This is a genomic window from Candidatus Planktophila sp. (genome assembly GCF_044348745.1).
In the GTDB taxonomy this organism is placed as follows: domain Bacteria; phylum Actinomycetota; class Actinomycetes; order Nanopelagicales; family Nanopelagicaceae; genus Planktophila.
In genome coordinates, this window is sequence record NZ_JBIKSG010000014.1 from 1 (window position 1) to 22,786 (window position 22,786).

Consider the following 22,786-nt stretch of genomic DNA (forward strand, 5'->3'; position numbering starts at 1 on the left):
TGGGCGTTTTACACAAAAAGTACAAGTTTCCCGAAAAATCGGAAAGTTTGATTGCACCAAAGTTAGATGTGCAATAACTGTTCGAGCAGATCATCTACGTGGCAATGATAGAAGTTACGACATGTTTGTTCCAGTAAAAATCAAATGAGGAGAACAATGAAAAAGTTCGCAGTTGTAGTGGCATTGATTGCATCTGTACTTGTGCCAACTAACGCACAAGCAGCAGAGACCAAGTTTACGGGTGCCCCGCTTACCAATCTTGAGTCACAAGGCGCAACCATCAACATCATGTTGCTTGGTGTTCCTGCCAAGGGTGGTCTTTATATTCAACAGTGCGTTGAAGCAGCTCCTGGTGCGCGTCCATCCTTATGTAATACCCCGGTGCAATTGTGGATTTCTTATCTTCGTGGCGCTTCTTTCTTGCCCACAGATGTCATTAAGTTCAAGCCAACTGGAACTTTCACATCCGCAAATACAAATGTTGATTGCACAGTTTCAAAGTGTGGACTCTTCATGCGATATGACCACACTGTGCCAGGTGACCTCACAGAGGATCAATTCATCCCCTTGACCTTTAAGGCTGCAAATTCAACAACTGTGGCGCTTCCTTTTGATGAAATCACAGCAACAATTAACGGAGTTGTTGTCAGCACAACTGCGCCGATGACTTTGAGCTACCGCCAAAAGGCAACACTTTCTGCAGTTTCAAAATCTGGTTCAGCCCTGACCTTTGCTTCAATTGACTCAGCCTGCGCTCTCAATGGAGCAGAGATAACACCGCTGAAAGGTGCTGGCGAGTGCGCAATCTCTGTCACCTCAACGACAAATGCGACCGCTACCGGAGTAACTGCAATCCTGCCTGTTCGGCTAACACTTGGGCAGCAAACAATTCCAACTATTGCTGCTAAAAGGAGTGTGCGACTTGCGCCTCTAACAAACTTTGGTGAGAAAGTTACCTATACCGCAACTGGTAGCTGCTCCATTAAAAACAATCTGCTTACTGCAAGAAAGGGTAAGTGCACTATTGATGCAGCTGCCCAAGGCAGAGCTGGTTTGTTTGGAAAGTTGCAAAAAAAGGTAGTGCTCACTATTAAATAGTGGCAAGACCTGCCATGCAGAAAGACTGTGCAGATCTAATCTCTGCATCTGCGTTGTGACCACTTTCAATCCGCTTGGTTGCAGCATCTGTAATCGCTTGGATAAAGAGCAATGCGCGCTGTGTATCTTTCACGCCCATCGCAGATAACTGAACTACCAGCGGTGCAAGAAGAGCGCGGTGAGCAGCACCAATTGCTGCAACACGCTCTTGCGGCAATGCACTGGCGTTAAGAGCCTTTGCTAACAAGTGACGACCATCTGCAATATACAAAAGCGCAGCTTCAATCCAAGCAGTGATGTTAGAAATTGGTTGGGTGCTTGTCGAAACTGCAACCTCAAGATACTTCGCAAAATCATTGAGCTCTTCGAGCACTAAGTCAGCAACTAAATCGGCGCTACTTCCAAAGTATTCATAGACAGAAGTTCTAGATAAACCTGCTTTTTGTGCCACAGCCGCAACAGTCACAGCAGCTCCCCCAGATTCAAGTGCGATGCTGGCAGCAGCTTCAATTAATTGGTTGCGACGCCAATCACGGTGCTCAGCCAAAGTTTGGGTTTCAATGCGAGGCATGGAATTATTCTTTCACGCTTTCTGCAAGTCGTCTCAGTGAGTCTCGGACCACCGCGGCATCTGAGGTGCGCCAAAGCGGTGGCATTGAGTTAAGTAGAACACTTCCATACCTCTTAGTCACAATACGAGAATCTAAAATTGCAACTACTCCCCTGTCATCAACAGATCGAATCAAGCGACCTGTGCCCTGTGCCAATAAAAGGGCTGCTCTAGGCAGGGAAACCTGCATAAATCCGCTGCCGCCTTTGGCATCTGCTTGGGCCGCGCGTGCACTCATCACCGGTTCATCAGGGCGTGGAAAAGGAATGCGATCAATTGCTACCAAAATACAACTGCTTCCAGGAACATCAACGCCTTGCCACAGTGACATGGTGCCAATCAAAATTGAGGTTTCATCTTTTGCAAACCTAGAAACTAACGGCCCAACAGCATCTCCCCGTTTTTGCGTGATGATTTTGATTGGTAGTTCGGCTAATACTTTTCGAAGATGCAGGTCTGCCGCTTCCACCCCACGCCATGAAGAAAACAATGCAAGAGTGCGACCACCTGCTGCATCAATTAACTCACCAAGTTCTGTTAACACTTCCTGGCTTGGTCCATCACGACCTGGTTCTGGCAAATGTTTTGGCATATATAAGACACCTTGGTTGGCAAAATCAAAAGGACTTCCCACATCTAGCATTTGAATGTTTGCTGGATCTACTTCGCCCTCTCTAACTTCAGCGTTCATCTCCTCATTAACCAAGAAGCCAATGCTCTTTGCCATCTGATCAAAGCCATTGCCAACTGTCAAAGTTGCAGACGTTGCTATCACGGGAGTTTTTGTGAGCAGGTTCTCGCGCAATACCTCAGAGACAGACAGTGGAGCTAGATAGAGAGTAGAAAATATTGGTTCATACCAGAGCACTAACCCATCACCCATTTTAAGTAGTGTTGTAGCAGTCGTTGCTATCTCATTGACGGCACCCTTAACTCTTGCGCGCTCTGCCAAAGCATCCGTGTCAATAATTTCATCATCTGCAGAGAGAAATTGCATGATCGCTTTAGATGCTTCCATGACTTTTCGAATAGAAAATTCAAGGGATTGTGGAATCTCTTCTAGCCGGCCTTGTGCACCAAATTCACTTTTTACTGACTCCCCGTAATCCACCATCGATTCATGAAAGTCATTTGCTGCCTTATGAAAGGCGTCAGAAAGCTTGCCAGGCATGAACTTGCGAGCCATGGCCGCAGCTCGCAAAACCCGATTACTTGTTAACTCATCTGTTACCGCTTGGGTTGCCCGATCCATGAATTCGTGTGCTTCATCTAAAATCACGCAGTCGCGTTCTGGCAAGATGGGATGTGAATCCACAATTTCAATTGCTAATAAGGTGTGGTTGGTAATTACAATATCTGCAGTCTGAGCCTTTGCTTTGGCATTTGCAGCAAAACATTGTGAACCAAAGGCACACACATCTGCACCAACACATTCACGTCCTGAAACACTATTGGCTGCCCACACTCTGCGATCTACCTCAGGGGCATCATCGCGATCTCCACTCACCCCTGGCGTCTTTGCCCAAGCAATCAGGCGCTTAGCATCTTTTTCAAGGGCTGAAACTTCCATCACTAACTCACCATCAGGATCTACTTCATCACTATTCATCTTTTGCAGGCACACATAGTTACCCACGCCCTTATAGATGGCATAGGAGATGTCGCGACCCAACTCTTTTTCTAGAGCAGGAACTACAGCAGGCAAATCCCGATCAACTAATTGGCGCTGCAATGCAATGGTGGCAGTTGCAACCAATACTTTGCGTCCATGGACAATGCCAGGAATTAAATAGGCAAGTGACTTTCCGGTTCCGGTTCCGGCTTGAACCATTAAGTGATGACGATTGGTAAGAGCGTTTGCTACCGCCTCTGCCATTTCAATCTGGCCTTCGCGGGCTGACCCCCCAATAGCTTCAACCGCAACATCTAGGGCTCTGCGCACCTTTGCTGACATATCGCTCATTAAAGAGCCATCAAATCCATAAACTCATTTACTGGAGTTGCGGCAAGCTTTTCATAATCTAGGCATAGAGCAGCAATCTTCTGCTGCTTATCTGTGTCATATATGCGAGCCAAATTAGTCTTGTACTTCTCAATCAGTAGCGGAATTCCTTCTTTACGACGACGTGCATGACCAACCGGATATTCAACTGCTACCTCATCAAATACCGTGCCATCATTGAATTCCACTGTTATTGCATTAGCAATCGAACGCTTTGCTGGGTCGTGGTAGTCAGCTGAATAACCGGTGTCTTCAACGCACACGATCTTTTCACGCAAGGCATCAATACGTGGATCCGAAGCGATGTCATCCTCGTAATCACGAGCAGTGAGGCGACCAAAGATAAATGGAACTGCAACCATGTATTGAATACAGTGATCACGGTCTGCTGGGTTATTCAATGGTCCCTTTTTATCAATAATACGAATACATGCTTCATGGGTTCGAATGGTTATCTTTTTGATGTCATCTGAGGTTTTCCCAGTTGCCTGCAGCTTCTGATAGATCGTCATTGCGGCTTCCACAGCCGTTTGTGAGTGGAACTCTGCTGGGAAGGAAACTTTGAACAATATATTTTCCATTACATATGTTCCGTATGGACGTTGGAACTTAAATGCTTGTCCCTTAAAGGAAACATCGTAGAAACCCCAGGTTTTAGCAGTTAGTGCTGATGGGTAACCCATCTCGCCAGCTTGTGCTATCAAGGCAAGACGAACTGCGCGAGATGTGGCATCCCCTGCAGCCCAAGATTTACGTGATCCTGCATTTGGAAAGTGACGATAGGTGCGAAGAGATTGTCCATCAATCCATGCCAATGACACAGCAGCTAGCACTTGTTCCCGGGTTAATCCCATCATCTGCGCCACAACGGCAGTTGATGCAACCTTTACCAAAATAACGTGGTCAAGGCCCACTTTGTTAAATGAGTTTTCAAGTGCAATGCAGCCCTGAATTTCATGGGCTTTAATCATCGCGGTTAATACATCTTTGATCGTAAACTTTTTATCTGTTGTGCGAGAGAGCCAATCAGCTGTTGCAAGAATGCCACCTAAGTTATCTGATGGATGTCCCCACTCCGCGGCTAACCAGGTGTCATTAAAATCTAACCAACGAATCATTGCGCCAATATTGAATGCACCTTGAACTGGATCTAGGACATAGGTGGTTCCCGGAACCTTGACGCCATTTTCAACTGTTAAACCAGGGACAACTGGGCCTAAAAGCTTGGTGCAGGCTTCATATTCAAGTGCTTCAAGGCCACACCCAAGTGTGTCTAGAAAGCAGTTCCATGCAGTTTCATAGGCAACCGGTGAGGAGATCTCATAGTTCAGTGTGTAATCGACGATGTCGATGATGACCTGATCGTATGGCTGATTACCTTGGCTTACATGGCTAGACACTTTTAGCGCTTTTCGATGGGAACAAACGCCAAATCATCTGGACCAACATAGGTGGCCGTTGGGCGAATAATCTTTCCATCAATACGCTGTTCAATGACGTGAGCGGTCCAGCCTGAAATACGTGCCATCACAAACAGCGGCGTAAAGTAATTGACCGGAATCTTCATCGCATCATATGCAACAGCTGAGAACCAGTCCACGTTAGGGAACATCTTCTTAACTTCCCACATAACTGACTCAATGCGCTCAGCCACGTTATACAGATTTTCTTTGCCGGCCTCTTCTGCCAATTCCTTTGTAATGACCTTAACAATTTCATTACGCGGATCTGAGACGGTGTAGACGGGGTGTCCAAAACCAATCACAACTTCCTTGTTTTCGACACGTGCACGAATATCTGTTTCTGCTTGATCCGGTGATGAGTAACGAAGTTGAATTTCAAGTGCAACCTCATTAGCACCGCCATGCTTTGGACCACTGAGAGCACCAATAGAGCCAGTGACACATGAGTAAATATCTGCGCCAGTGCCAGCAATTACACGACCTGTGAATGTGGAAGCGTTGAATTCATGCTCTGCATATAGGACGAGGGAGGCGTGCATAGCTTTTTCCCAGAGTGCAGATGGCTTTTCGCCATGTAGAAGATGCAGGAAGTGGGCACCGATTGAATCATCATCTGTTTCTACTTCAATGCGCTTTCCACTGTTTGCAAAGTGGTGCCAGTAACCAAGCAGTGAGCCGGTCTTTGCCAGCATGGAATCTGCAATATCTCGGGCTTCTGCTTCTGTGTGCTTTGTTGACTCTGGTGTGACCGCACCGAGTGCTGAAAAGCCAGTACGTAAAACATCCATGGCATGGGCAGTTGCTGGAAGTTGTTCAAGCACTGTCTTAACCTGAGGTGAAAGACCGCGCAAACCCTTGAGTTTTGCCTTATAGGTATCTAGTTGTGCCTGGGTTGGCAGCGCGCCATGGACCAGCAGGAATGCAACCTCTTCAAACTGGCAGTTAGCAGCCAAGTCTTTGATCGAGTATCCGCGGTAATGAAGGTCGGCTCCACCTACAGCGCTAAGTGCCGTACTTCCTGCTGGAACTCCTGAGAGTGCTACTGACTTCTTTACTTTGATTTCTTCCATGTTTTTTACCCGTTGTCTTTGCCTAGTGTTTGGTCAAGTGCTTTTTCGTACTCATAATAATTAATTGCTTGGTATAACTCTTCGCGGGTCTGCATTGTGTCGATCACATTAGCCTGCGTGCCATCTCGCCTAATTGATGTAAACACATTCTCCGCCGCCTTATTCATCGCCCTGAAGGCTGACAACGGATAAAGGATCATTGCCACCCCGTTGGCAGCTAACTCATCACGAGTCAATAATGGAGTCTGTCCGAACTCAGTGATGTTTGCCAGGATGGGCTTGGAAACGGCAGATGAAATCTTGGAATAATCTGCCAAGTTTTCAATTGCCTCTGGGAAAACTAAATCCGCACCAGCCTCGATGTATGCGTGAATACGATCTAGGGCTGAATCAATACCTTCATTTGCAATCGCATCTGTGCGGGCCATGATCTGGAAGTTCTCATCTGTGCGAGCATCCACTGCGGCCTTGATGCGATCAACCATTTCGCTCTTTGAAACAATTTCCTTATTAGGACGATGCCCACAACGCTTTGCACCAACCTGATCCTCGATATGCATCGCAGCCGCCCCAGCTTTGATCAGCTCTTTAACTGTGCGGGCGATGTTAAATGCTGAAATCCCAAAGCCGGTGTCAGCATCTACTAACAGCGGTGTATCGCACACATTAGTAATTCGGCGAACATCGGTTAACACATCTTCTAATGTTGTAATTCCGAGATCTGGAATTCCCAGTGATCCAGCGGCAACTCCGCCACCTGATAAATAGATTGCGCGAAATCCCGCGCGCTTGGCAAGCAAGGCGTGATTAGCGTTAATGGTTCCAACAATTTGAAGTGGGGTTTCTTCAACTAACGCCTTCTTAAAGGCTGCACCTGCGCTAGTTAGGCTCACCAAACGAGTCTATCTAGGCGTTCTTCAAACGCAAAAGTTCAAGGGCTGCAACTGCGCTGTCATATCCCTTGTCCTCTGTGCTGCCAGCAACACCTGATCTAGCAATAGCTTGATCTAGGTCATTACACATCAAGACGCCATAACCAATTGGCTTGCCATACTTAAGTGACACATCGATCACCCCTTGCGTGACGCCTTGGCAGACATAATCAAAGTGAGGTGTCTCACCTTTGAGAACTAAGCCCACTGCAACTACAGCATCAAAACCTGCTTCAAATGCATATTGAGCAGCAAGTGGAATTTCAAATGAGCCCGGAACAAACTGAACTTCAACAGTGCCTACCTGCGCCTCTGCAAGTGCTCGCTTGGCACCTACAATCAAATCGTTACAAATATCTAGGTGCCACGATGAAGAGATGATTACCACCTTTGCCTGCGGAAGTGGCGTGATGCCAATACGTGGTGCATGTCCGGCCATTTACTTGCCTCCTCGTGAGTGACCAAGTTTTTCTTCCTTAGTAGCTAGATATTTTTCGTTAAAACTATTTGGCACAACCGTTAAGTTGATTTGAGTTACCACAATCCCTGAATCATGCAGGGCTTGCACCTTATTTGGGTTGTTAGTCAGAAGTGTTAACTCCTTTAACCCAAGTGCTTTAACAATTGCGATCGCATCAGACCAATCTCGTGCATCGATCTCATGTCCTAAATGCAGGTTGGCATCGATGGTGTCCATGCCTTGATCTTGCAATTGATACGCCTTGATCTTTTCTGTTAGCCCAATACCGCGGCCTTCATGATCACGTAAATAGATGATGTATCCATGGCCATGTGCCTGAATCTGATTAATAGATTGTTCTAGTTGTTCTCCGCAATCACAGCGTTGTGAATGAATGACATCGCCTGTGAAGCATTCGCTATGGATGCGCACCATTGGCAACTTGCCCGCTTGCCCAAAAGCAATAACTGCATGTTCACGTTGTCGAAGTCCAGGAAATGTTGCAATCGACCACAGACCAGTGCGTAAAGGCAACTGTGCCCATGCAAAATCAAATGTGGAAACAGGCGCAGGGATAACGGTTGCAATACTTTTGAGCTCTTCGACTGAGATCATCGGAATCATGTGTTGCTCTGCAAAGGCAATAAGTGCTGCCCCACGTGCCATTGATCCATCGTCGTTAACGATTTCAGATAACAAACACACAGGCTCTGCGCCCACTAGATAAGAGAGTGCAACACCTGCTTCGGTGTGGCCACCTCGCACCTGCAATCCACCAGCATCGGCAATCAAAGGAAAGATGTGACCTGGACGTATGAAATCTGAGTGCGTGACTGAAGGGTTAGCTAACGCCCGCACAGTGTTTGAACGCTCTTGGGCGCTAACTCCTGTAGTAATTCCGACCTTGTAATCAACACTCACCGTAAAGGCGGTCTTTTTTGAATCTTGGTTCTCTTCCACCATCAGTGGCAGGCGCAGTTGACGAGCACGCTCTTGGGTCAGAGCCACACACAAAATACCTGTCGTGTGGCGAACCATGAAGGCAACTTTTTCTGGCGTTGCTTTCTCAGCCAAAAGCATTAAATCGCCTTCATTTTCCCGATCAGCATCATCTGTAACAATAATCAGATCACCGTTTTTGTAAGCATCTAGCACTCTTTGGAGATTACTCATGACTTATCCCCTTTGGCTAGCAAACGCTCAACATACTTAGCCAACACATCTACCTCAACATTAATCAAATCACCTGGAAGTAGCGTTGAAAGATTAGTGCGCTCTAGTGTCTCTGGAATCAACCACACGGTGACAAGATTGTTCTCATCATTGATTTGTCCAACGGTCAGAGAAATACCATCTAAACAAATAGAGCCTTGATTAACGATGTATTTACTTAATTCAACGGGAACCTTGATATCAAACTGAGCCCACTTATCCCCCGGAGTTAATCCAACAACTGTTCCAACACCATCAACATGGCCTTGGACCATATGCCCACCCATACGGGCATTTAGCTGGGCAGCAAGTTCAAGGTTTACTGGACTACCCACAAAGATCTGTGAAAGTGATGTCAGATTAAGTGTTTGCACCATGACATCTGCTGTGAAGGAAGTGCCATCTATTGAGGTGGCGGTTAAACACACACCGTTTACCGCAACTGAATCCCCCTCTGATATCTCTGAAATCAAACCAGGTGCGTTAATTGTAAAGATGGCAGATGTATCACTCTTTTTAATAGCGGTAATTGAACCAAGTTCAGCGATGAGTCCTGTAAACATCACTCACCATTCCTAATCTGATAGACCGATTTAACATCGCCATCAAGGACCACGGTACTTAGGTGATCCATTCGCATTTGATCAGTAATAGTTGTTGGGTATTCAAAACTAAAAAAGTGCTTGCCTGTGCCCAATAGCGTTGGTGCTTGATACATAATCAGTTCATCCAAAAGACAACCATCCAACATCGCACTACCCAGAGTTGGCCCTGCCTCAACAAAGACATGGTTAAGCCCTAATTCATTCAGCTTTTCAACCAAGACATCAAGATCTTTAGATTTAACTACAACGGTTTGAGCAGCATCATCAAAGACCTGCGCATCGGCAGGTAGCTCTTGCTCACCACACACAACGCGAATTGGGTTAGCCCCGTATCCAGCAAAATCACCACGAGGAATCAAATGTGGATCATCTGCGATAACAGTATTTGTGCCCACAAGAATCGCATCTGCCTGACGGCGCAGCACCTGCACATCGCCTCGTGAAGTTTCATTAGTAATCCACTTAGAGGTGCCATCTGCTGCTGCGACTTTGCCATCTAGGGTTGCGGCCACCTTCCAGGTGAAAAATGGTCGTCCCTTTCTAATCTTCATCAACCACGCACGATTAGAAAAAGCAGCTTCATCTTTCATCACGCCTTCAATAACAGTTATGCCAGCTGCGCGCAGAGCATCTGCTCCACCGGCCGCAACAGGATTTGGATCTGCAACCGCAACGACAACTGTTGTAATTCCTGCATCGATAATTGCTTGAACGCATGGCCCTGTGTTACCTGTGTGATTACATGGCTCTAAACTCACAACAATTGTTGACCCTGCTGTCTTGTTTCCTGCAGCTTTAATAGCAACTACCTCTGCATGATCTGGTGAGTTCACGCGATCATGAAAACCTTCGCCCACAACATAGCCGGCTGCATCAATAATCACTGCACCAACAATTGGATTGGGTGCTGTTTTACCAAGTCCTTTTTCGGCAAGGGCAATGGCACGTTGCATTGCAACTGTGTAATCCATATCCATTTTAATTTTCTATGCCCCCGACTCTAGAAACGAGTAACCGGGGTGGGTGTGCAAAGAGAAATGCACAAAGAAGGTAGGCGCAAGCCCACCCTTTGTTGGTTTCCTCTCATCCGGACTTTAACCGTCGGTCTCAGAATTTCACTGAGTCAACCGATACCTGGCAGGCATCGGGTCGCGGACTGTAACCGCCGGTTCGAAATTACATCGACCCCGGAAACAACGTCGTAATTCTACCTCGCTTTGATCAGTGCTGAGAACAGTAAAAAACCCCGCCAATCACAGTGATTGACGGGGTTTTTAACGGGGGTTGGTTAAACCGTTTTAATTATTTCTTAGCTGCAACCAGATGTGTTTCCGCAACCTTCGCATACGAAACATGCACCTGACATACGCATCTTCACGCCACATGTCATACATAGTGGTGCATCTGATTTGATTCCCATTGATTCAAGTAGATCAGATGAAGATCCGATTGTTTGTGCAACTGGTGCTGCAACTTCAATCTTTACCTCTACTGGCTTACTTGCAACCGCAGGAGCCGCCACAGGCGCAACTGCTTTTGGGGTATCAGCCACCGCTACAGGTGCGTACTCGCCACCATTGTCTAATGCTGCTGCGCGCTCTGCCGCAGTGTAAAGACCCATTGCTGAACGTTGTTCAAATGGTAGGTAGTCAAGTGCGAGGCGACGGAAGATGTAATCCATCATGGACTGTGCCATGCGGATATCAGCATCATCTGTCATGCCTGCTGGCTCAAAGCGCAAGTTTGTGAACTTCTCAACGAATGTCTCTAGTGGAACTCCGTATTGAAGTCCGATAGATACTGCAATTGAGAACGCATCCATTACACCGGCCAAGGTTGAACCCTGCTTGCCAAGCTTTAGGAATACTTCACCGAGTGCACCATCAGCATATGCACCAGCGGTCATGTAACCCTCTGCGCCACCGACTGAGAATGATGTTGTTGTTGCTGGACGAGACTTTGGAAGACGCTTGCGAACTGGAGTAGAAATATCTTCTTCTACAACTGCTTCCTTCTTCTTTGCCTTGCCATCTGAAAGAGGCTGACCAACCTTGCAGTTGTCACGGTAAACCGCGAGCGCCTTGATGCCCATTCGCCATGCTTCAAGGTGTACTTCTTCAACCTCTTCAACAGTTGCATCCTCAGGAAGGTTTACTGTCTTTGAGATCGCACCTGACAGGAATGGCTGACATGCAGCCATCATGCGAACGTGGCCCATTGGAGCAATTGAACGCTGTCCTAGTGCGCAGTCAAATACTTCGTAGTGCTCAAGCTTTAACCCTGGAGCATCGATAACGTGACCGTTAGCTGCAATAAACTCAACGATTGCTTCTACTGTTTCTTGTGCGTAGCCAAGCTTTTGTAGTGCAAGTGGAACTGTCTGGTTAACGATCTGCATAGATCCGCCACCGACAAGCTTCTTGAACTTAACTAGTGAGAAGTCAGGCTCAATACCTGTTGTATCGCAATCCATCATCAAACCGATTGTTCCGGTTGGAGCAAGAACTGAGATCTGCGCGTTGCGCCATCCGTTCTTATCTCCTGTTGAAAGACATGCATCCCAGGCCTTGTTCGCCTCTGCCCACACATCGCGGTCAAGAGTTGTTTCTGACTTTGCAGCAGATGAAGCTGATGCGTGCTTGCGCATAACGCGTGCGTGTGGCTTAGCGTTTTGTGCAAAGCCTGCGTATGGTCCAACGATTCCAGCAAGTTCTGCTGAACGCTTATAGGTAATACCTGACATCAATGATGTGATCGCACCAGCAAGTGCGCGTCCACCCTCTGAGTCATAAGCAAGACCTGAAGCCATAAGTAGTGCGCCAAGGTTTGCATAACCAATACCGAGTTGGCGGTATGCCTTTGTTGTATCCCCGATTGCCTCTGTTGGGAAATCTGCGAAACAGATTGAGATATCCATCGCTGTGATGATGAGCTCTGCAGCCTTACCAAATGACTTTGCATCAAATGAACCATCAGATTTTAGGAACTTCATCAAGTTAAGTGAAGCCAAGTTACATGATGAGTTATCTAGTGACATGTACTCAGAGCAAGGGTTTGACGCATTGATGCGACCTGTCTCTGGAGTTGTGTGCCAATCATTGATGGTGTCATCAAACTGCACACCAGGATCAGCACATGCCCATGCAGCTTGTGCAATCTTTGTGAAGAGTGCGCGTGCATCAACAGTCTCAATAACTTCGCCAGTTGAGCGAGCCGTTAAGCCGAACTGCTCTCCCTTTTCAACAGCCTGCATGAACTTGTCTGATAGTCGGACAGAGTTGTTTGCGTTCTGGTACTGAACAGAGATGATGTCTTTTCCACCTAGGTCCATGTCAAAGCCAGCATCGCGTAGTGCGCGAATCTTGTCTTCTTCATTGACCTTTGTCTCAATAAATTCTTCGATATCTGGGTGATCAACATCTAGAACAACCATCTTTGCAGCGCGACGGGTTGCGCCTCCTGATTTGATTGTTCCTGCAGATGCATCAGCACCTCGCATGAATGAGACTGGACCAGATGCTGTTCCACCGGACTTTAGAAGCTCCTTTGAAGAACGGATGCGAGAGAGATTAAGGCCTGCTCCTGATCCACCCTTGAAGATCATTCCTTCTTCGCGGTACCAGTTAAGGATGCTGTCCATAGTGTCATCAACTGACAAGATGAAACATGCTGAAACCTGCTGTGGTTGCGCTGTTCCAACGTTGAACCACACTGGTGAGTTGAAAGAGAAGATCTGGTGCATCAGCATGTGTGTTAGTTCGTGTTCAAAAATTTCTGCATCTTTATCAGTTGCAAAGTAGCCGTGCTCTTTACCGGCCTTTGTGTATGTCAATACAACGCGATCGATTACCTGCTTCAAAGACCATTCGCGATTTTCAGCACCGAGTGCGCCGCGGAAGTACTTTGTGGTAACGATTGTTGATGCGTTTACTGACCAAGTATCTGGATACTCAACACCGCGTTGCTCAAAAACAGTTTCACCCGTTCTCCAGTTCTGCTGCACTACATCGCGACGTTCCCACTTAACTTGATCGTATGGGTGTACGCCTTCGGTTGTGTAGATGCGTTCGATCGTCAAGCCCTTACCCTTTAGAGTGTTGTGGGCCTTGATTTTCGCTGGTCGGTTGATGACCGTCTCTGACATGTTTATTTCCCCGTCTTCTATTTATGAGTTAATTTTTTGAGTTGCGTTACTGCTTTGTTCTGTACTGCTTATGTTTTCTGTAGTGCTTGAAGCAATTGGGGAATTGCCGGAAGGTAGAGCACGGAGAAGTGCGATCTCACCTTCGAAGTCTTCAAGGGAGGCAAAGTTACGGTACACAGATGCATAACGTAAGTAGGCGACCTCATCTAGCTCTCGGAGTGGCGCAAGGATTGCCATGCCCACCTCTTGAGCTTCGATCTCTGCCTGTCCTGTGCGGCGAAGGGTTTCTTCAACGCGCTGAGCAAGCAAAACTAAATCGTCCTCATTGACAGGACGTCCCTGGCAGGCTTTGCGAACGCCAACTAGTACCTTCTCGCGGCTAAATGGCTCTGAAGCCCCGCTTCGCTTAATAATGTTAAGTAGTGAGAGCTCTTGAGTTGAGAATCGTTGGCCACATTGAGGGCACTCACGACGACGGCGGATTGCTGTGCCATCTTCAACTGGACGAGAGTCCACAACGCGTGAATCTTCGTATCTGCAAAATGGGCAATTCATTACGGCGTGTCCTCCAATCAATGCTCGATATTTTTAACTTCGGGTGTAAGGGGGCTTTTTAGAGCGGATTTGGAATATTACCCCAAAACCACTACTAATGGAAACAAATACTGCTTTGACCCCTACATCTTGTGTTAACTATAAAGCATTGGTTGAGGATTTTCCTGTCGAGTAGGTTAAAACTTCCTGAACGGCGTGTCGCAATCGTTACATACCTACTTCAAAGGAACGCGCAGCCTCTGTCCAGCCTGTAGATCAAAGCCTGAGAGGTTATTAGCCTCGCGAATCTCATTGACTAAGCCCTGGACATCGCCTGAGCCATAGGCGGCAGCTACAGACCACAGGGTTTCACCTGGGGCAACAACCACGATCTCGTATGAAGGCGCTGTGCTTGCCTCGACCTGTCCGGCCCCGGACTGAGAAGCAAAGCCAGCTGCCATCACAACGGTCAGCGAGAGAACGACAAAGGTGCGAGCAAGTCGACCACGGCGAGTAATACCACCGGACGGATTGGTCTGCTGATTACTTAAAAAGCCTTGATTTACAATGCTTTTTCCACTTGCTGAGTTGAACGTTAGTGCACTCATCGTTATCTCCTGCTGTCTTACCTTGGGGAAGGTATTCGAACAACTGTTCGAATAAGACAATTAAACACCCTCCCACTGACAAATAGCAAGATAAATTCGAACAGGTGTTTGAATTTTTGGCAAAGGTGTGTCACCCTTAAGCCATGGCAAAAGTAACTGAACTTCCAGACAGCCCAGAAGGCCCACACGGTCTGACCTCCCGCCAGCTTAAGATCCTTGGCGCGATTAAAGATGCAGTTGAAAACAATGGCTATCCCCCTTCAATGCGAGAGATCGGCGTTGTCGCTGGCCTGACCTCACCTGCTTCAGTGAAGTACCAATTAGAAGCACTTGAGAAGAAGGGCTTTATCCGCCGCGACCCAACCCGAGGACGCGCACTAGAAGTTTTGATGCCAGATGAAAAGACAGCAGAGAATTCAACACCAGTAGATGCCACTCGTTACATCCCACTTGTCGGTCGCATCGCAGCCGGTGGTCCCATCACCGCAGAACAATCTATTGAAGAGACCTTCCCGCTTCCAGAATCACTTGTTGGAAGTGGCGAATTATTTATGCTCAAAGTAGTTGGTGAATCAATGATTAACGCAGCTATCTGCGATGGTGATTATGTTGTTATTCGTTCACAAAAAGATTGCAACAACGGTGAAATTGTTGCTGCAATGATTGATGGCGAAGCAACTGTTAAGACCTTCTCCCGCAAAAACGGCCATATCTGGCTGCTGCCTGCCAATGATGATTTTGCTCCTATCGATGGCGACAACTGCGAGATCCTCGGCAAGGTAACAGCGGTACTTCGTTCACTTCGTTAATGTGATGAATTACGCAACACTAATGTTGCGTAATTACAGATGGTGGGGTAGAGTCTTTCGGTAGCCAAACCAACCGAGAGTAGATCGATGACCCTGAAGAAGAAGTCCGCACTCCTTGCCGTTGTTGCCCTTTTTGCAACCATCCTTATGGGGTGCTCCTCTTCTGATGAGCAGGCTAGCGAAGTCACTGAGCTGACTATTTACTCAGGCCGATCCGAAGAGTTCATCGCACCATTTTTTGCCCTCTGGGAAGCCCAATCAGGTATCAAGCTAAACATACGTTACGGAGATTCAGCAGAGCTTGCAGCCCAGATTCTAGAAGAAGGTAGTAACTCCCCTGCCGATCTGTTTTTGGCACAAGATGCCGGTTCTCTTGGCGCAGTTGCTGAAGCAGGTTTATTTATACAGTTAAATGACTCGGTCGCATCAGCAATTCCTGCCCAATTTATTGCGGCAAATCGCAACTGGGTAGGTGTGACAGGTCGGGCTCGCGTCTTTGCCTATGCACCAGATCGCGTGAAGATCTTGCCGACCTCGGTGGCTGATCTAACAAAGAGCGAATACAAAAACCAGGTTGGTATCGCACCAACTAATGCATCCTTCCAAGCTTTCGTAACAGCGTTAATTGAAAGCAAAGGCGCAGATTATGCAAAGTCGTGGCTTAAAGGTTTGCAGGCAAATGGCGTAAAGATCTATGCAAAAAATAGCGCGATTGTGGAAGCAATTGATAAGGGCGAAATTTCAATAGGTCTGGTTAACCACTATTACATCTGGGAAGTAAGCGAAGGACTAGGGCGTGCAATCAATGTAAAGAACGGCTTCTTTGCAACAGGTGATCTTGGAAACCTAATAAACGTTTCAGGTGCAGGTGTCCTTGCATCGAGCAAGAAGTATTCAGCAGCTATCGATTTAATTAACTTCTTAACCTCTGTCCCAACCCAAGCAAAGTTTGTTTCAGATACCCATGAATACTCACTGCTTCCTGGTGCAACTGCCCCAACCGGGGTACCAACTCTGGATCAAATAGGAGCCCCTGCTGTTGATTTGGGTGCTTTGAAAAACATCAAGGCTACTCAAGATCTGCTCATTGAGGTTGGACTGCTTTAAATAATGCCAACAACATTCCCCGAAAGCACCAAGGTTGCGCTCTCGCATAGTGCTCGTAATCAACGCGCTGTGCGCGGGGTGCTCAACGGTGCTGTTGGGATCGTTGCTGGATTAGCCCTGATTCCTCTTGGTTATTTACTACTTCGAGCTAGCCAAAAGCCATTGGGTGAGGCTGCCCAGCTCTTGCTTCGCCCAAAGACTCTAGAAGTTCTTGCCACAACATCAGCCCTTGTTCTAGGCGTTGTTGTCACAACTGTTGTCATGGGAGTTGCGATGGCAACTGGGCTTCACTTTGTGCGTCTTCCATTTCGTCGCTTACTGATCATTCCGGCAGTGCTGCCCTTAGCTATTCCTTCCTATGTCTTTACCTATACATGGATCGCTTTGATCCCAGAGTTTTCAGGCTTCCTTGCCGCAGGTTTTATCTTGTCGATTACAACTTTGCCCTATGTAATCTTGGCAACTTTGTCAGGGCTGCGCACAGTTGATTCTTCGCAGATTGAAGTTGCTCGCTCATTGGGTTTAACCCCAGTGCAAACATTTAGACGAGTTGTCTTTCCCCAAGTCAAAGGGCACATCAGCGCCGGAGCATTGCTGGCCGCCCTCTACACAATAAGTGATTTCGGCGCGGTCTCGCTGTTAAACGTAGAGACATTGACGGTGACAATTCAAAATATGTATCGCGCATCATATGACCGCAGCGCTGCAGCGGTCATCTCCTTTGTCCTGATCGCCTTTTCTACGGTTGTTGTTCTGGCTGATGAAAAGGTCAAGAAGCAGACCCCGAATTCAACAGTTATAAAGGTGTATTCAACAAAGAACACTCTCATTAACAACACCTGGATGCGTTTTGTAGTTATCGCAACAGTTGCTATCTATGCGCTCAACGCGGTTCTCATCCCCTTCTATGTTTTGATCTCTCGCTTTTTGAGCAACCAAGTTGCAATCAAGTGGGGCGAGTTATTGTCGGCATCGATTTCAACTATTTCTGTTGCAGCACTTGGCGCATTGATTGCTCTGGTCTTATCTGCTCCCCTAGGAACCCTCCTATCTGGTGGCTCGACCCGGGTTGGCACTATTGCCCAACGCATCATCACCATAGGCCATGGCTTGCCAGGTGTTGTTGTTGGTTTAGCTATTGTTTCAATTGGTTCAAAACTAGGTGCTGTGTATCAAACAACATTTTTATTGGCCTTTGCTTATGCCCTCTTATTTCTTGCCAAATCAGTAGCCAGCATGAACTCTTCACTCTCTCGTGTTCCAACAAGTGCCAAAGATGTTGCCTCAACTCTTGGCATGAACCAATGGATGGTAATCAAAAAGGTCGTGGCACCTATTAGCGCACCTGGTATTGGACTTGGCACAGTGTTGGTATTTCTAACTGCTATGAAGGAGCTACCTGCCACGCTGATGCTTCGCCCAACAGGCTTTGACACCCTGGCCACCCAGATCTGGTCTGCTGCATCTATCAATCGATTTAACGAGGCCGCACCCTATGCATTAATCTTGGTTCTAATCGCAGCGCTACCAACCTTTTTATTGAGCCGGCCAGATAAAGCAGATAGAACATTTATTACAGAGAATCTAGGGGGCGAAAAGTGAGTTCACTTGAGATTTCCCACTTAAAAGTTTCCCTGGGGCAAAAATTAATTCTAAATGACCTCTCCTTCTCTTTGGCAGAAGGCCAGATCGCAGCGCTGCTAGGTCCCTCAGGCTGTGGCAAGACAACACTGCTGCGCAGTATCGCCGGATTAATCCAACCATCTGATGGAACGATTCGTTTTGGTAAGCAGTTAGTCTCATTGTCATCACTTGTAATGCCATCGCATAAGCGCAAAATTGGTTATGTTCCGCAAGATGGTGCGCTCTTTCCGCATCTATCTGTTGCCGACAATATTGCCTTTGGTTTAGATCGCTCTGCCTTTACAAAGGATCAAATTCGCCAGACAACAAAAGAAATGTTGAACTTGATTGGCCTGCAAGGGTATGAAAACCGTATGCCAAATCAGCTATCAGGCGGACAGCAGACACGTGTAGCACTTGCTCGCGCTCTTGCTATTAAGCCAGCAATTGTTTTACTTGATGAACCATTTTCAGCCCTCGATGAAGCTTTGCGTGGGGAGCTCTGCGCCGATGTCATTGATCTATTGCGCAAGAGCAACGCCACTTCAATCTTGGTTACCCATGATCGTGAAGAGGCCTTGGTTTCAGCCGATGTTGTGGCACTGATGCGCGAGGGCCAGATCATTCAGCAGGGTTCACCTGAAGCGGTGTACTCCTCACCGATTTCACCAGCGATGGCGATAAGCACCGGCGATGCGCTAGTTCTTGATGCTTCAAAGATGGCTGATGGCACTACTTCGTATCTATTCAGTGCGGCAACAAAGAGCACTTCGGTTGAATCAGGTCACCTTGTTATCCGCCCTGAAGAAATCAAACTTGATCGCAACTTAGTCGGGGCACAAACTGTTGGTCGTATTTCAAAGATTGATTACTACGGCCATGATGCAATGGTCACCCTAGATTGTGCTGGCCAGGTGCTAAAGGTTCGAATCCCTGGGCCTTTTGATTATGCAGTCGGCGAGGAAGTTAGTCTTGAGCACGCAGGACCAGTTCGTTTCTTTTCAAATTCAGCAAATTAAGCAATTGCTTGGCCAATAGGCACCTACCAAGCGTGGTTGGTGCTGTCATTCGGGTCACTAAAGATGCATCGTTCACCTTTATATAACTCAACATTCACCTACTCCATGCATCTGCGAAACCTTGGCACCTCACTATTTGCCCATGGACTCAAACAACCTGCTTAGCCTGTTGATTACCAATCAATTCGCAGTTGACCACCACGCCCAATTTGAAGATGAAGAGCGCGGCCGTTTTGCCCGCTCACGCCGAGCCAATGAATCCCACGACCTAGAGCTACAAGCACAGATCGCAGAGCGCACTATCGCAATATAAAAAGTTTTCTCTATCTCAAGTAGGGAAATCTTCCATTTGAGGGAATGGATACGAGATATAACCCCCGTGGCCCTATCGCTACGGGGGTTATTCTTTGCCCATGCCAAAAGATCCATCCCGCGAGGCCCACTTTCCTGCCATTGAAAAAAAGTACGGCGAAAAGATGGCCTACTGGTTTAAGGTCATGGCAAAACTTGAGGGCAAGAAATACCCAGAACAAATAGCTCACCTAAAAGAGAACTACGGTTTTTCACAAGCACATGCCAATGCACTAGTTATGTATTCCAGAGGCTCTGAAAGCTCTAAACGATTTGCCACCCCCACAGAGTTTTATAAATCTGTAACACCTGTGCAAGCAAAAACAATTAAGGCGATCTTTAAAGCGATCACTGTTAAGTATCCGCAAGTAGAACTTGTCATCGCCTGGAACCAACCCATGGTCAAACTCGATAAGCACTACATCTTGGGCGTGTCTGCATCGACCAAGCATGTCCTGATTGGGACCTGGGATGAAAAGGTATTAATGGAGTTTGCTCCTAAATTCAAGGAAGGCAACGCACTCAAGAAAATTATTCAGTTGCCAAACGACTGGGATGTGGATGTGAAGTTAATCCAGGCAGTTGTTAAAGCAAGCCTTGCCAATTTGAAATAGTTATTTCTCGTAGTGAAAACGCACAGAGATAATTACCAATTGCTTGCCATCTACGCGATAAACCAATCGATGTGTTTTATCTATTCGCCGAGAATAGGTATCTTGATCCTGAAAACGAAGCTGCTCTGGCACACCAATTCCTGAAAATGGGGTCTCCAGGCAATTAGCGATTAGCGCATTAATTCGATCAAGTTTCTTCTGATTGCCACTCGTGCACCAGTATTCGAGATCTCGGATGGCGCGAGGGGTGGCAACCACCTGGTCTAATTTGTTTTTCGGCACAACTGAACTTATTTACTCTTCTTCTTGGCCTTGCTTTTCTCTTTAACCGCCGTGAGCGGAAACTCAACAGGCTGCAACTCGCCACGATCGGCTTGAGCCAATGACTCCAGAAGCCATTCACGGTTGGCAGGCGTGGATAATAGATAAGCCGTCTCAATCATGGATTCATACTCGCTAACAGAAATTAAAACTGCGTTTCCTGCTTTAGAAGTTATAACGACTGGCTTCATATCCGTATTGACCTGCTCAATCAAGGGAAACAATTGGGCCCGAGCTTGTGAGGCGGTAATTGCCATGATGGACACCTTTCAGAAGTGGTACAAGAAACAGTACCACACTCTAACTCATGGAGTCTTAGAATTCCAAAGGCTGTAAAGAGATCTAGACTTCGCACATGAGCGCACTCTTTGATCCATTAACTATCCGCGAAGTTGAATTCAATAACCGCATCTGGGTCTCCCCTATGTGCCAATACATGGCTAAAGATGGCTTTGTGGGTCAGTGGCACGATGTTCACCTAGGTTCATTTGCAACAGGTGGCACGGGTTTGATCATGGTGGAGGCAACAGGTGTTGTTCCGGAAGGACGCATCTCTGTTGGTTGTCCATCCATTGAAGATGATGCCCACGCAGCAGCATTTAAACCAATGATTGATTTCGCACATAGTCACGATGTGAAGGTGGGAATCCAATTAGCTCACGCGGGTCGAAAGGCCGGCACCATGTTGCCTTGGGATGATCACCGCATTGCAACAAAAGAAGAAGGTGGCTGGCAGTCTGTCTCTTCATCTGCAATTGCATTTGAAGGATATGCAGAGCCCCGCGCACTAACTGTGACTGAGATCCACCAACTCACCCAAGATTTTGTAGATGCTGCCAAGCGCGCAGTTGCAATTGGCTTTGATGTCATCGAACTGCATGCAGCCCATGGCTACCTGTTCCACCAGTTCTACTCCCCTCTTGCAAACAAGCGCACCGATGAATACGGCGGAGAGTTTGCCAATAGAACAAGATTCCTTTTGGAAACAGTTGCAGCAGTCCGAAATGCAATCCCTACTGGCACGCCGCTCTTTGTTCGCATCTCTGCCACAGACTGGGTTCAAGATGGTTGGAACTTGATTGACTCAGTTGAACTTTGTGCTCAGTTAAAGGCACTCGGCGTGGACCTGGTTGATGTTTCAACAGGTGGCAATGTTCATAATGCACCGATTAAGGCAACCCCTGGTTTCCAAGTTCCTTTTGCCACAGCAATTAGAGCAGAGACTGGAATCATGACAACAGCCGTTGGCTTAATTACTGAACCAGAGCAAGCAGATCACATCATTCAAACAGGTGAGGCAGATGCTGTCTTTATGGCCCGTGAATTCCTACGTAATCCACGTTTTCCTTTATTTGCTGCTGAAAAACTTGGCGTGAAGATCAAGTGGCCGCTACCGATAGAGCGCGGCAAGTTAAGTTAATCCGATGAAAATCACTGGCTCCGTTATAGGAATTGCGATTGTTGCAATCTATGTAATTGGATCAGGTCTGTGGGTTAACACTGGGGATAACTGGTATCGCAGCTTAAATCAACCATCCTGGCAACCGCCAGGTTTTGTCTTTGGGATTATCTGGCCCTATAACTTTATTGTTTTAGGAATTGCCGCTGTCACCATTGCACAACGCGCCACAACAGCTCTAACAATTACCTATTTAACATTTTTTGGACTCTCTGTGGCATGTGCTCTGATCTGGGCCTATCAGTTCTATCGTCCCCACAATCTGCTATTTGCTGTGATCGCACTTGTTGGAACAGTGCTTTTGACCTTGCCGATGGTGATAATTGCCTTTAAGACTTCAACCTCGATTGGACTTGCGTTGCTTCCCTATCAAATCTGGGTAGCAACAGCGGCAACTCTTAGTTATCAATACAGCAAACTCAATTAACTATTTGTTAAGTGGTCCTAGTTTGTAACTATCTAACCTGATCGCAGGTCTGCTTTGATTGGAATGCTGAGCCTTAAAGGCGTTTGTTCCATCTGTGCCACATAAGAACAAGATTGCACCAGAACCACCTGGGTGTGAATTAATCCAACTGGTTAAGTTGTAAACATAATCATCGACCACAGTCCAACAACTCTGTGCATTGTTATTGGCTCTCACCTGAGCCATTGTGTAACCAGCAACAGTCCGTGTTGGAGTCGGTGTTGGCGTTGGCGTTGGCGTTGGCGTTGGCGTTGGCGTTGGCGTTGGCGTTGGCGTTGG

The 22,786-nt window shown here is 47.1% G+C and carries 24 protein-coding genes and 1 riboswitch; of the genes, 9 read left to right on the top strand and 15 right to left on the bottom strand.

What is annotated here, in order from left to right; all coding sequences use genetic code 11:
* The first annotated feature begins 156 nt into the window (after positions 1–156).
* Positions 157–1,098 carry a hypothetical protein gene (locus tag AC9UH7_RS03640; protein WP_509595194.1) on the top strand — a complete coding sequence of 314 codons (942 nt, stop codon included), beginning with the start codon at positions 157–159 and terminating at the stop codon, positions 1,096–1,098.
* On the opposite strand, the gene AC9UH7_RS03645 is transcribed toward AC9UH7_RS03640, so the two are convergent.
* The 12 genes from AC9UH7_RS03645 to AC9UH7_RS03700 all read right to left on the bottom strand — a co-directional run bounded on the left by AC9UH7_RS03645 (position 1,091) and on the right by AC9UH7_RS03700 (position 14,738).
* Complete coding sequence (locus tag AC9UH7_RS03645) at positions 1,091–1,669, bottom strand: TetR/AcrR family transcriptional regulator (RefSeq protein ID WP_509595197.1); 579 nt, start codon at positions 1,667–1,669, stop codon at positions 1,091–1,093. The two genes, AC9UH7_RS03640 and AC9UH7_RS03645, sit on opposite strands and share 8 nt — an antisense overlap.
* Positions 1,670–1,673: 4 nt before the next feature.
* A complete protein-coding gene (locus AC9UH7_RS03650) occupies positions 1,674–3,671 on the bottom strand; it encodes an ATP-dependent DNA helicase (protein WP_509595198.1) in 1,998 nt (665 codons plus the stop codon).
* Positions 3,671–5,110, bottom strand: coding sequence for a bifunctional 2-methylcitrate dehydratase/aconitate hydratase (locus AC9UH7_RS03655; RefSeq protein WP_509595201.1), 1,440 nt, complete (start codon positions 5,108–5,110; stop codon positions 3,671–3,673). The genes AC9UH7_RS03650 and AC9UH7_RS03655 overlap by 1 nt, the downstream gene beginning before the upstream one ends.
* A 2-nt stretch (positions 5,111–5,112) precedes the next feature.
* On the bottom strand, positions 5,113–6,243 hold the full coding sequence (gene prpC / locus AC9UH7_RS03660; protein WP_509595203.1) for a bifunctional 2-methylcitrate synthase/citrate synthase: 1,131 nt from the start codon (positions 6,241–6,243) through the stop codon (positions 5,113–5,115).
* A 5-nt stretch (positions 6,244–6,248) separates the two neighbouring features.
* Positions 6,249–7,136: a methylisocitrate lyase gene (prpB, locus tag AC9UH7_RS03665; protein WP_509595206.1), complete on the bottom strand. Its 888-nt coding sequence runs from the start codon at positions 7,134–7,136 to the stop codon at positions 6,249–6,251.
* A gap of 13 nt (positions 7,137–7,149) precedes the next feature.
* Positions 7,150–7,614: a 6,7-dimethyl-8-ribityllumazine synthase gene (gene ribH / locus AC9UH7_RS03670; RefSeq protein WP_509595208.1), complete on the bottom strand. Its 465-nt coding sequence runs from the start codon at positions 7,612–7,614 to the stop codon at positions 7,150–7,152.
* Positions 7,615–8,808 carry a 3,4-dihydroxy-2-butanone-4-phosphate synthase gene (gene ribB, locus AC9UH7_RS03675; RefSeq protein WP_509595211.1) on the bottom strand — a complete coding sequence of 398 codons (1,194 nt, stop codon included), beginning with the start codon at positions 8,806–8,808 and terminating at the stop codon, positions 7,615–7,617.
* Positions 8,805–9,410 (bottom strand): riboflavin synthase, encoded by a 606-nt coding sequence (locus AC9UH7_RS03680; protein WP_509595214.1) that lies wholly within the window; start codon positions 9,408–9,410, stop codon positions 8,805–8,807. The genes ribB and AC9UH7_RS03680 overlap by 4 nt, the downstream gene beginning before the upstream one ends.
* On the bottom strand, positions 9,410–10,429 hold the full coding sequence (gene ribD, locus AC9UH7_RS03685; RefSeq protein ID WP_509595217.1) for a bifunctional diaminohydroxyphosphoribosylaminopyrimidine deaminase/5-amino-6-(5-phosphoribosylamino)uracil reductase RibD: 1,020 nt from the start codon (positions 10,427–10,429) through the stop codon (positions 9,410–9,412). Before ribD ends, AC9UH7_RS03680 begins: the two co-directional genes overlap by 1 nt.
* Positions 10,430–10,523: 94 nt before the next feature.
* Positions 10,524–10,651: riboswitch (FMN riboswitch) on the bottom strand.
* Positions 10,652–10,761: 110 nt separating this feature from the next.
* Positions 10,762–13,596, bottom strand: a complete 2,835-nt coding sequence (locus AC9UH7_RS03690; RefSeq protein ID WP_509595219.1) for a vitamin B12-dependent ribonucleotide reductase — start codon at positions 13,594–13,596, stop codon at positions 10,762–10,764.
* 21 nt (positions 13,597–13,617) lie between these two features.
* A complete protein-coding gene (nrdR, locus tag AC9UH7_RS03695; protein WP_509595222.1) occupies positions 13,618–14,151 on the bottom strand; it encodes a transcriptional regulator NrdR in 534 nt (177 codons plus the stop codon).
* A gap of 215 nt (positions 14,152–14,366) precedes the next feature.
* Complete coding sequence (locus tag AC9UH7_RS03700; protein WP_509595225.1) at positions 14,367–14,738, bottom strand: LysM peptidoglycan-binding domain-containing protein; 372 nt, start codon at positions 14,736–14,738, stop codon at positions 14,367–14,369.
* A 143-nt stretch (positions 14,739–14,881) separates the two neighbouring features.
* Here AC9UH7_RS03700 and lexA point away from each other — a divergent pair, with 143 nt between their 5' ends.
* The 6 genes from lexA (at position 14,882) to AC9UH7_RS03730 (ending at position 20,261) form a co-directional block, all read left to right on the top strand.
* On the top strand, positions 14,882–15,547 hold the full coding sequence (gene lexA, locus AC9UH7_RS03705; RefSeq protein ID WP_509595228.1) for a transcriptional repressor LexA: 666 nt from the start codon (positions 14,882–14,884) through the stop codon (positions 15,545–15,547).
* Positions 15,548–15,634: 87 nt separating this feature from the next.
* Positions 15,635–16,654: an iron ABC transporter substrate-binding protein gene (locus AC9UH7_RS03710; protein ID WP_509595231.1), complete on the top strand. Its 1,020-nt coding sequence runs from the start codon at positions 15,635–15,637 to the stop codon at positions 16,652–16,654.
* Between the two features lie 3 nt (positions 16,655–16,657).
* The gene (locus tag AC9UH7_RS03715) at positions 16,658–18,256 is read left to right on the top strand and encodes an ABC transporter permease (protein WP_509595234.1); all 1,599 of its coding nucleotides are present in this window, start codon (positions 16,658–16,660) and stop codon (positions 18,254–18,256) included.
* Positions 18,253–19,296: an ABC transporter ATP-binding protein gene (locus tag AC9UH7_RS03720; RefSeq protein ID WP_509595237.1), complete on the top strand. Its 1,044-nt coding sequence runs from the start codon at positions 18,253–18,255 to the stop codon at positions 19,294–19,296. Before AC9UH7_RS03715 ends, AC9UH7_RS03720 begins: the two co-directional genes overlap by 4 nt.
* Before the next feature lie 142 nt (positions 19,297–19,438).
* The gene (locus tag AC9UH7_RS03725) at positions 19,439–19,609 is read left to right on the top strand and encodes a hypothetical protein (RefSeq protein WP_509595240.1); all 171 of its coding nucleotides are present in this window, start codon (positions 19,439–19,441) and stop codon (positions 19,607–19,609) included.
* A gap of 100 nt (positions 19,610–19,709) precedes the next feature.
* Positions 19,710–20,261 carry a DUF4287 domain-containing protein gene (locus AC9UH7_RS03730; protein ID WP_509595242.1) on the top strand — a complete coding sequence of 184 codons (552 nt, stop codon included), beginning with the start codon at positions 19,710–19,712 and terminating at the stop codon, positions 20,259–20,261.
* Here AC9UH7_RS03730 and AC9UH7_RS03735 read toward each other — a convergent pair whose 3' ends face one another.
* Together AC9UH7_RS03735 and AC9UH7_RS03740 are read right to left on the bottom strand one after the other, a co-directional pair.
* Positions 20,262–20,543, bottom strand: a complete 282-nt coding sequence (locus AC9UH7_RS03735) for a Txe/YoeB family addiction module toxin (RefSeq protein WP_509595245.1) — start codon at positions 20,541–20,543, stop codon at positions 20,262–20,264. It lies immediately after the preceding gene.
* A gap of 8 nt (positions 20,544–20,551) precedes the next feature.
* Positions 20,552–20,839 carry a type II toxin-antitoxin system Phd/YefM family antitoxin gene (locus AC9UH7_RS03740; protein ID WP_509595248.1) on the bottom strand — a complete coding sequence of 96 codons (288 nt, stop codon included), beginning with the start codon at positions 20,837–20,839 and terminating at the stop codon, positions 20,552–20,554.
* A gap of 98 nt (positions 20,840–20,937) precedes the next feature.
* Here AC9UH7_RS03740 and AC9UH7_RS03745 point away from each other — a divergent pair, with 98 nt between their 5' ends.
* Both AC9UH7_RS03745 and AC9UH7_RS03750 read left to right on the top strand, forming a co-directional pair.
* Positions 20,938–22,002: an NADH:flavin oxidoreductase/NADH oxidase gene (locus AC9UH7_RS03745; protein ID WP_509595250.1), complete on the top strand. Its 1,065-nt coding sequence runs from the start codon at positions 20,938–20,940 to the stop codon at positions 22,000–22,002.
* Between the two features lie 4 nt (positions 22,003–22,006).
* Positions 22,007–22,468: a TspO/MBR family protein gene (locus AC9UH7_RS03750; protein ID WP_509595253.1), complete on the top strand. Its 462-nt coding sequence runs from the start codon at positions 22,007–22,009 to the stop codon at positions 22,466–22,468.
* On the opposite strand, the gene AC9UH7_RS03755 is transcribed toward AC9UH7_RS03750, so the two are convergent.
* The coding region (locus AC9UH7_RS03755) for a cytochrome b5 domain-containing protein (RefSeq protein WP_509595256.1) at positions 22,469–22,786 on the bottom strand (318 nt) is incomplete at its 5' end.

Excerpts from the sequence above, each read along its gene's own strand:
- AC9UH7_RS03640 (WP_509595194.1), top strand. The coding sequence starts at position 157 with ATGAAAAAGTTCGCAGTTGTAGTGGCATTGATTGCATCTGTACTTGTG.
- AC9UH7_RS03645 (WP_509595197.1), bottom strand. The coding sequence starts at position 1,669 with ATGCCTCGCATTGAAACCCAAACTTTGGCTGAGCACCGTGATTGGCGT.
- AC9UH7_RS03650 (WP_509595198.1), bottom strand. The coding sequence starts at position 3,671 with ATGAGCGATATGTCAGCAAAGGTGCGCAGAGCCCTAGATGTTGCGGTT.
- prpC (WP_509595203.1), bottom strand. The coding sequence starts at position 6,243 with ATGGAAGAAATCAAAGTAAAGAAGTCAGTAGCACTCTCAGGAGTTCCA.
- ribH (WP_509595208.1), bottom strand. The coding sequence starts at position 7,614 with ATGGCCGGACATGCACCACGTATTGGCATCACGCCACTTCCGCAGGCA.
- ribB (WP_509595211.1), bottom strand. The coding sequence starts at position 8,808 with ATGAGTAATCTCCAAAGAGTGCTAGATGCTTACAAAAACGGTGATCTG.
- AC9UH7_RS03680 (WP_509595214.1), bottom strand. The coding sequence starts at position 9,410 with ATGTTTACAGGACTCATCGCTGAACTTGGTTCAATTACCGCTATTAAA.
- ribD (WP_509595217.1), bottom strand. The coding sequence starts at position 10,429 with ATGGATATGGATTACACAGTTGCAATGCAACGTGCCATTGCCCTTGCC.
- AC9UH7_RS03690 (WP_509595219.1), bottom strand. The coding sequence starts at position 13,596 with ATGTCAGAGACGGTCATCAACCGACCAGCGAAAATCAAGGCCCACAAC.
- nrdR (WP_509595222.1), bottom strand. The coding sequence starts at position 14,151 with ATGAATTGCCCATTTTGCAGATACGAAGATTCACGCGTTGTGGACTCT.
- AC9UH7_RS03700 (WP_509595225.1), bottom strand. The coding sequence starts at position 14,738 with ATGAGTGCACTAACGTTCAACTCAGCAAGTGGAAAAAGCATTGTAAAT.
- lexA (WP_509595228.1), top strand. The coding sequence starts at position 14,882 with ATGGCAAAAGTAACTGAACTTCCAGACAGCCCAGAAGGCCCACACGGT.
- AC9UH7_RS03710 (WP_509595231.1), top strand. The coding sequence starts at position 15,635 with ATGACCCTGAAGAAGAAGTCCGCACTCCTTGCCGTTGTTGCCCTTTTT.
- AC9UH7_RS03715 (WP_509595234.1), top strand. The coding sequence starts at position 16,658 with ATGCCAACAACATTCCCCGAAAGCACCAAGGTTGCGCTCTCGCATAGT.
- AC9UH7_RS03725 (WP_509595240.1), top strand. The coding sequence starts at position 19,439 with ATGGACTCAAACAACCTGCTTAGCCTGTTGATTACCAATCAATTCGCA.
- AC9UH7_RS03730 (WP_509595242.1), top strand. The coding sequence starts at position 19,710 with ATGCCAAAAGATCCATCCCGCGAGGCCCACTTTCCTGCCATTGAAAAA.
- AC9UH7_RS03740 (WP_509595248.1), bottom strand. The coding sequence starts at position 20,839 with ATGGCAATTACCGCCTCACAAGCTCGGGCCCAATTGTTTCCCTTGATT.
- AC9UH7_RS03745 (WP_509595250.1), top strand. The coding sequence starts at position 20,938 with ATGAGCGCACTCTTTGATCCATTAACTATCCGCGAAGTTGAATTCAAT.
- AC9UH7_RS03750 (WP_509595253.1), top strand. The coding sequence starts at position 22,007 with ATGAAAATCACTGGCTCCGTTATAGGAATTGCGATTGTTGCAATCTAT.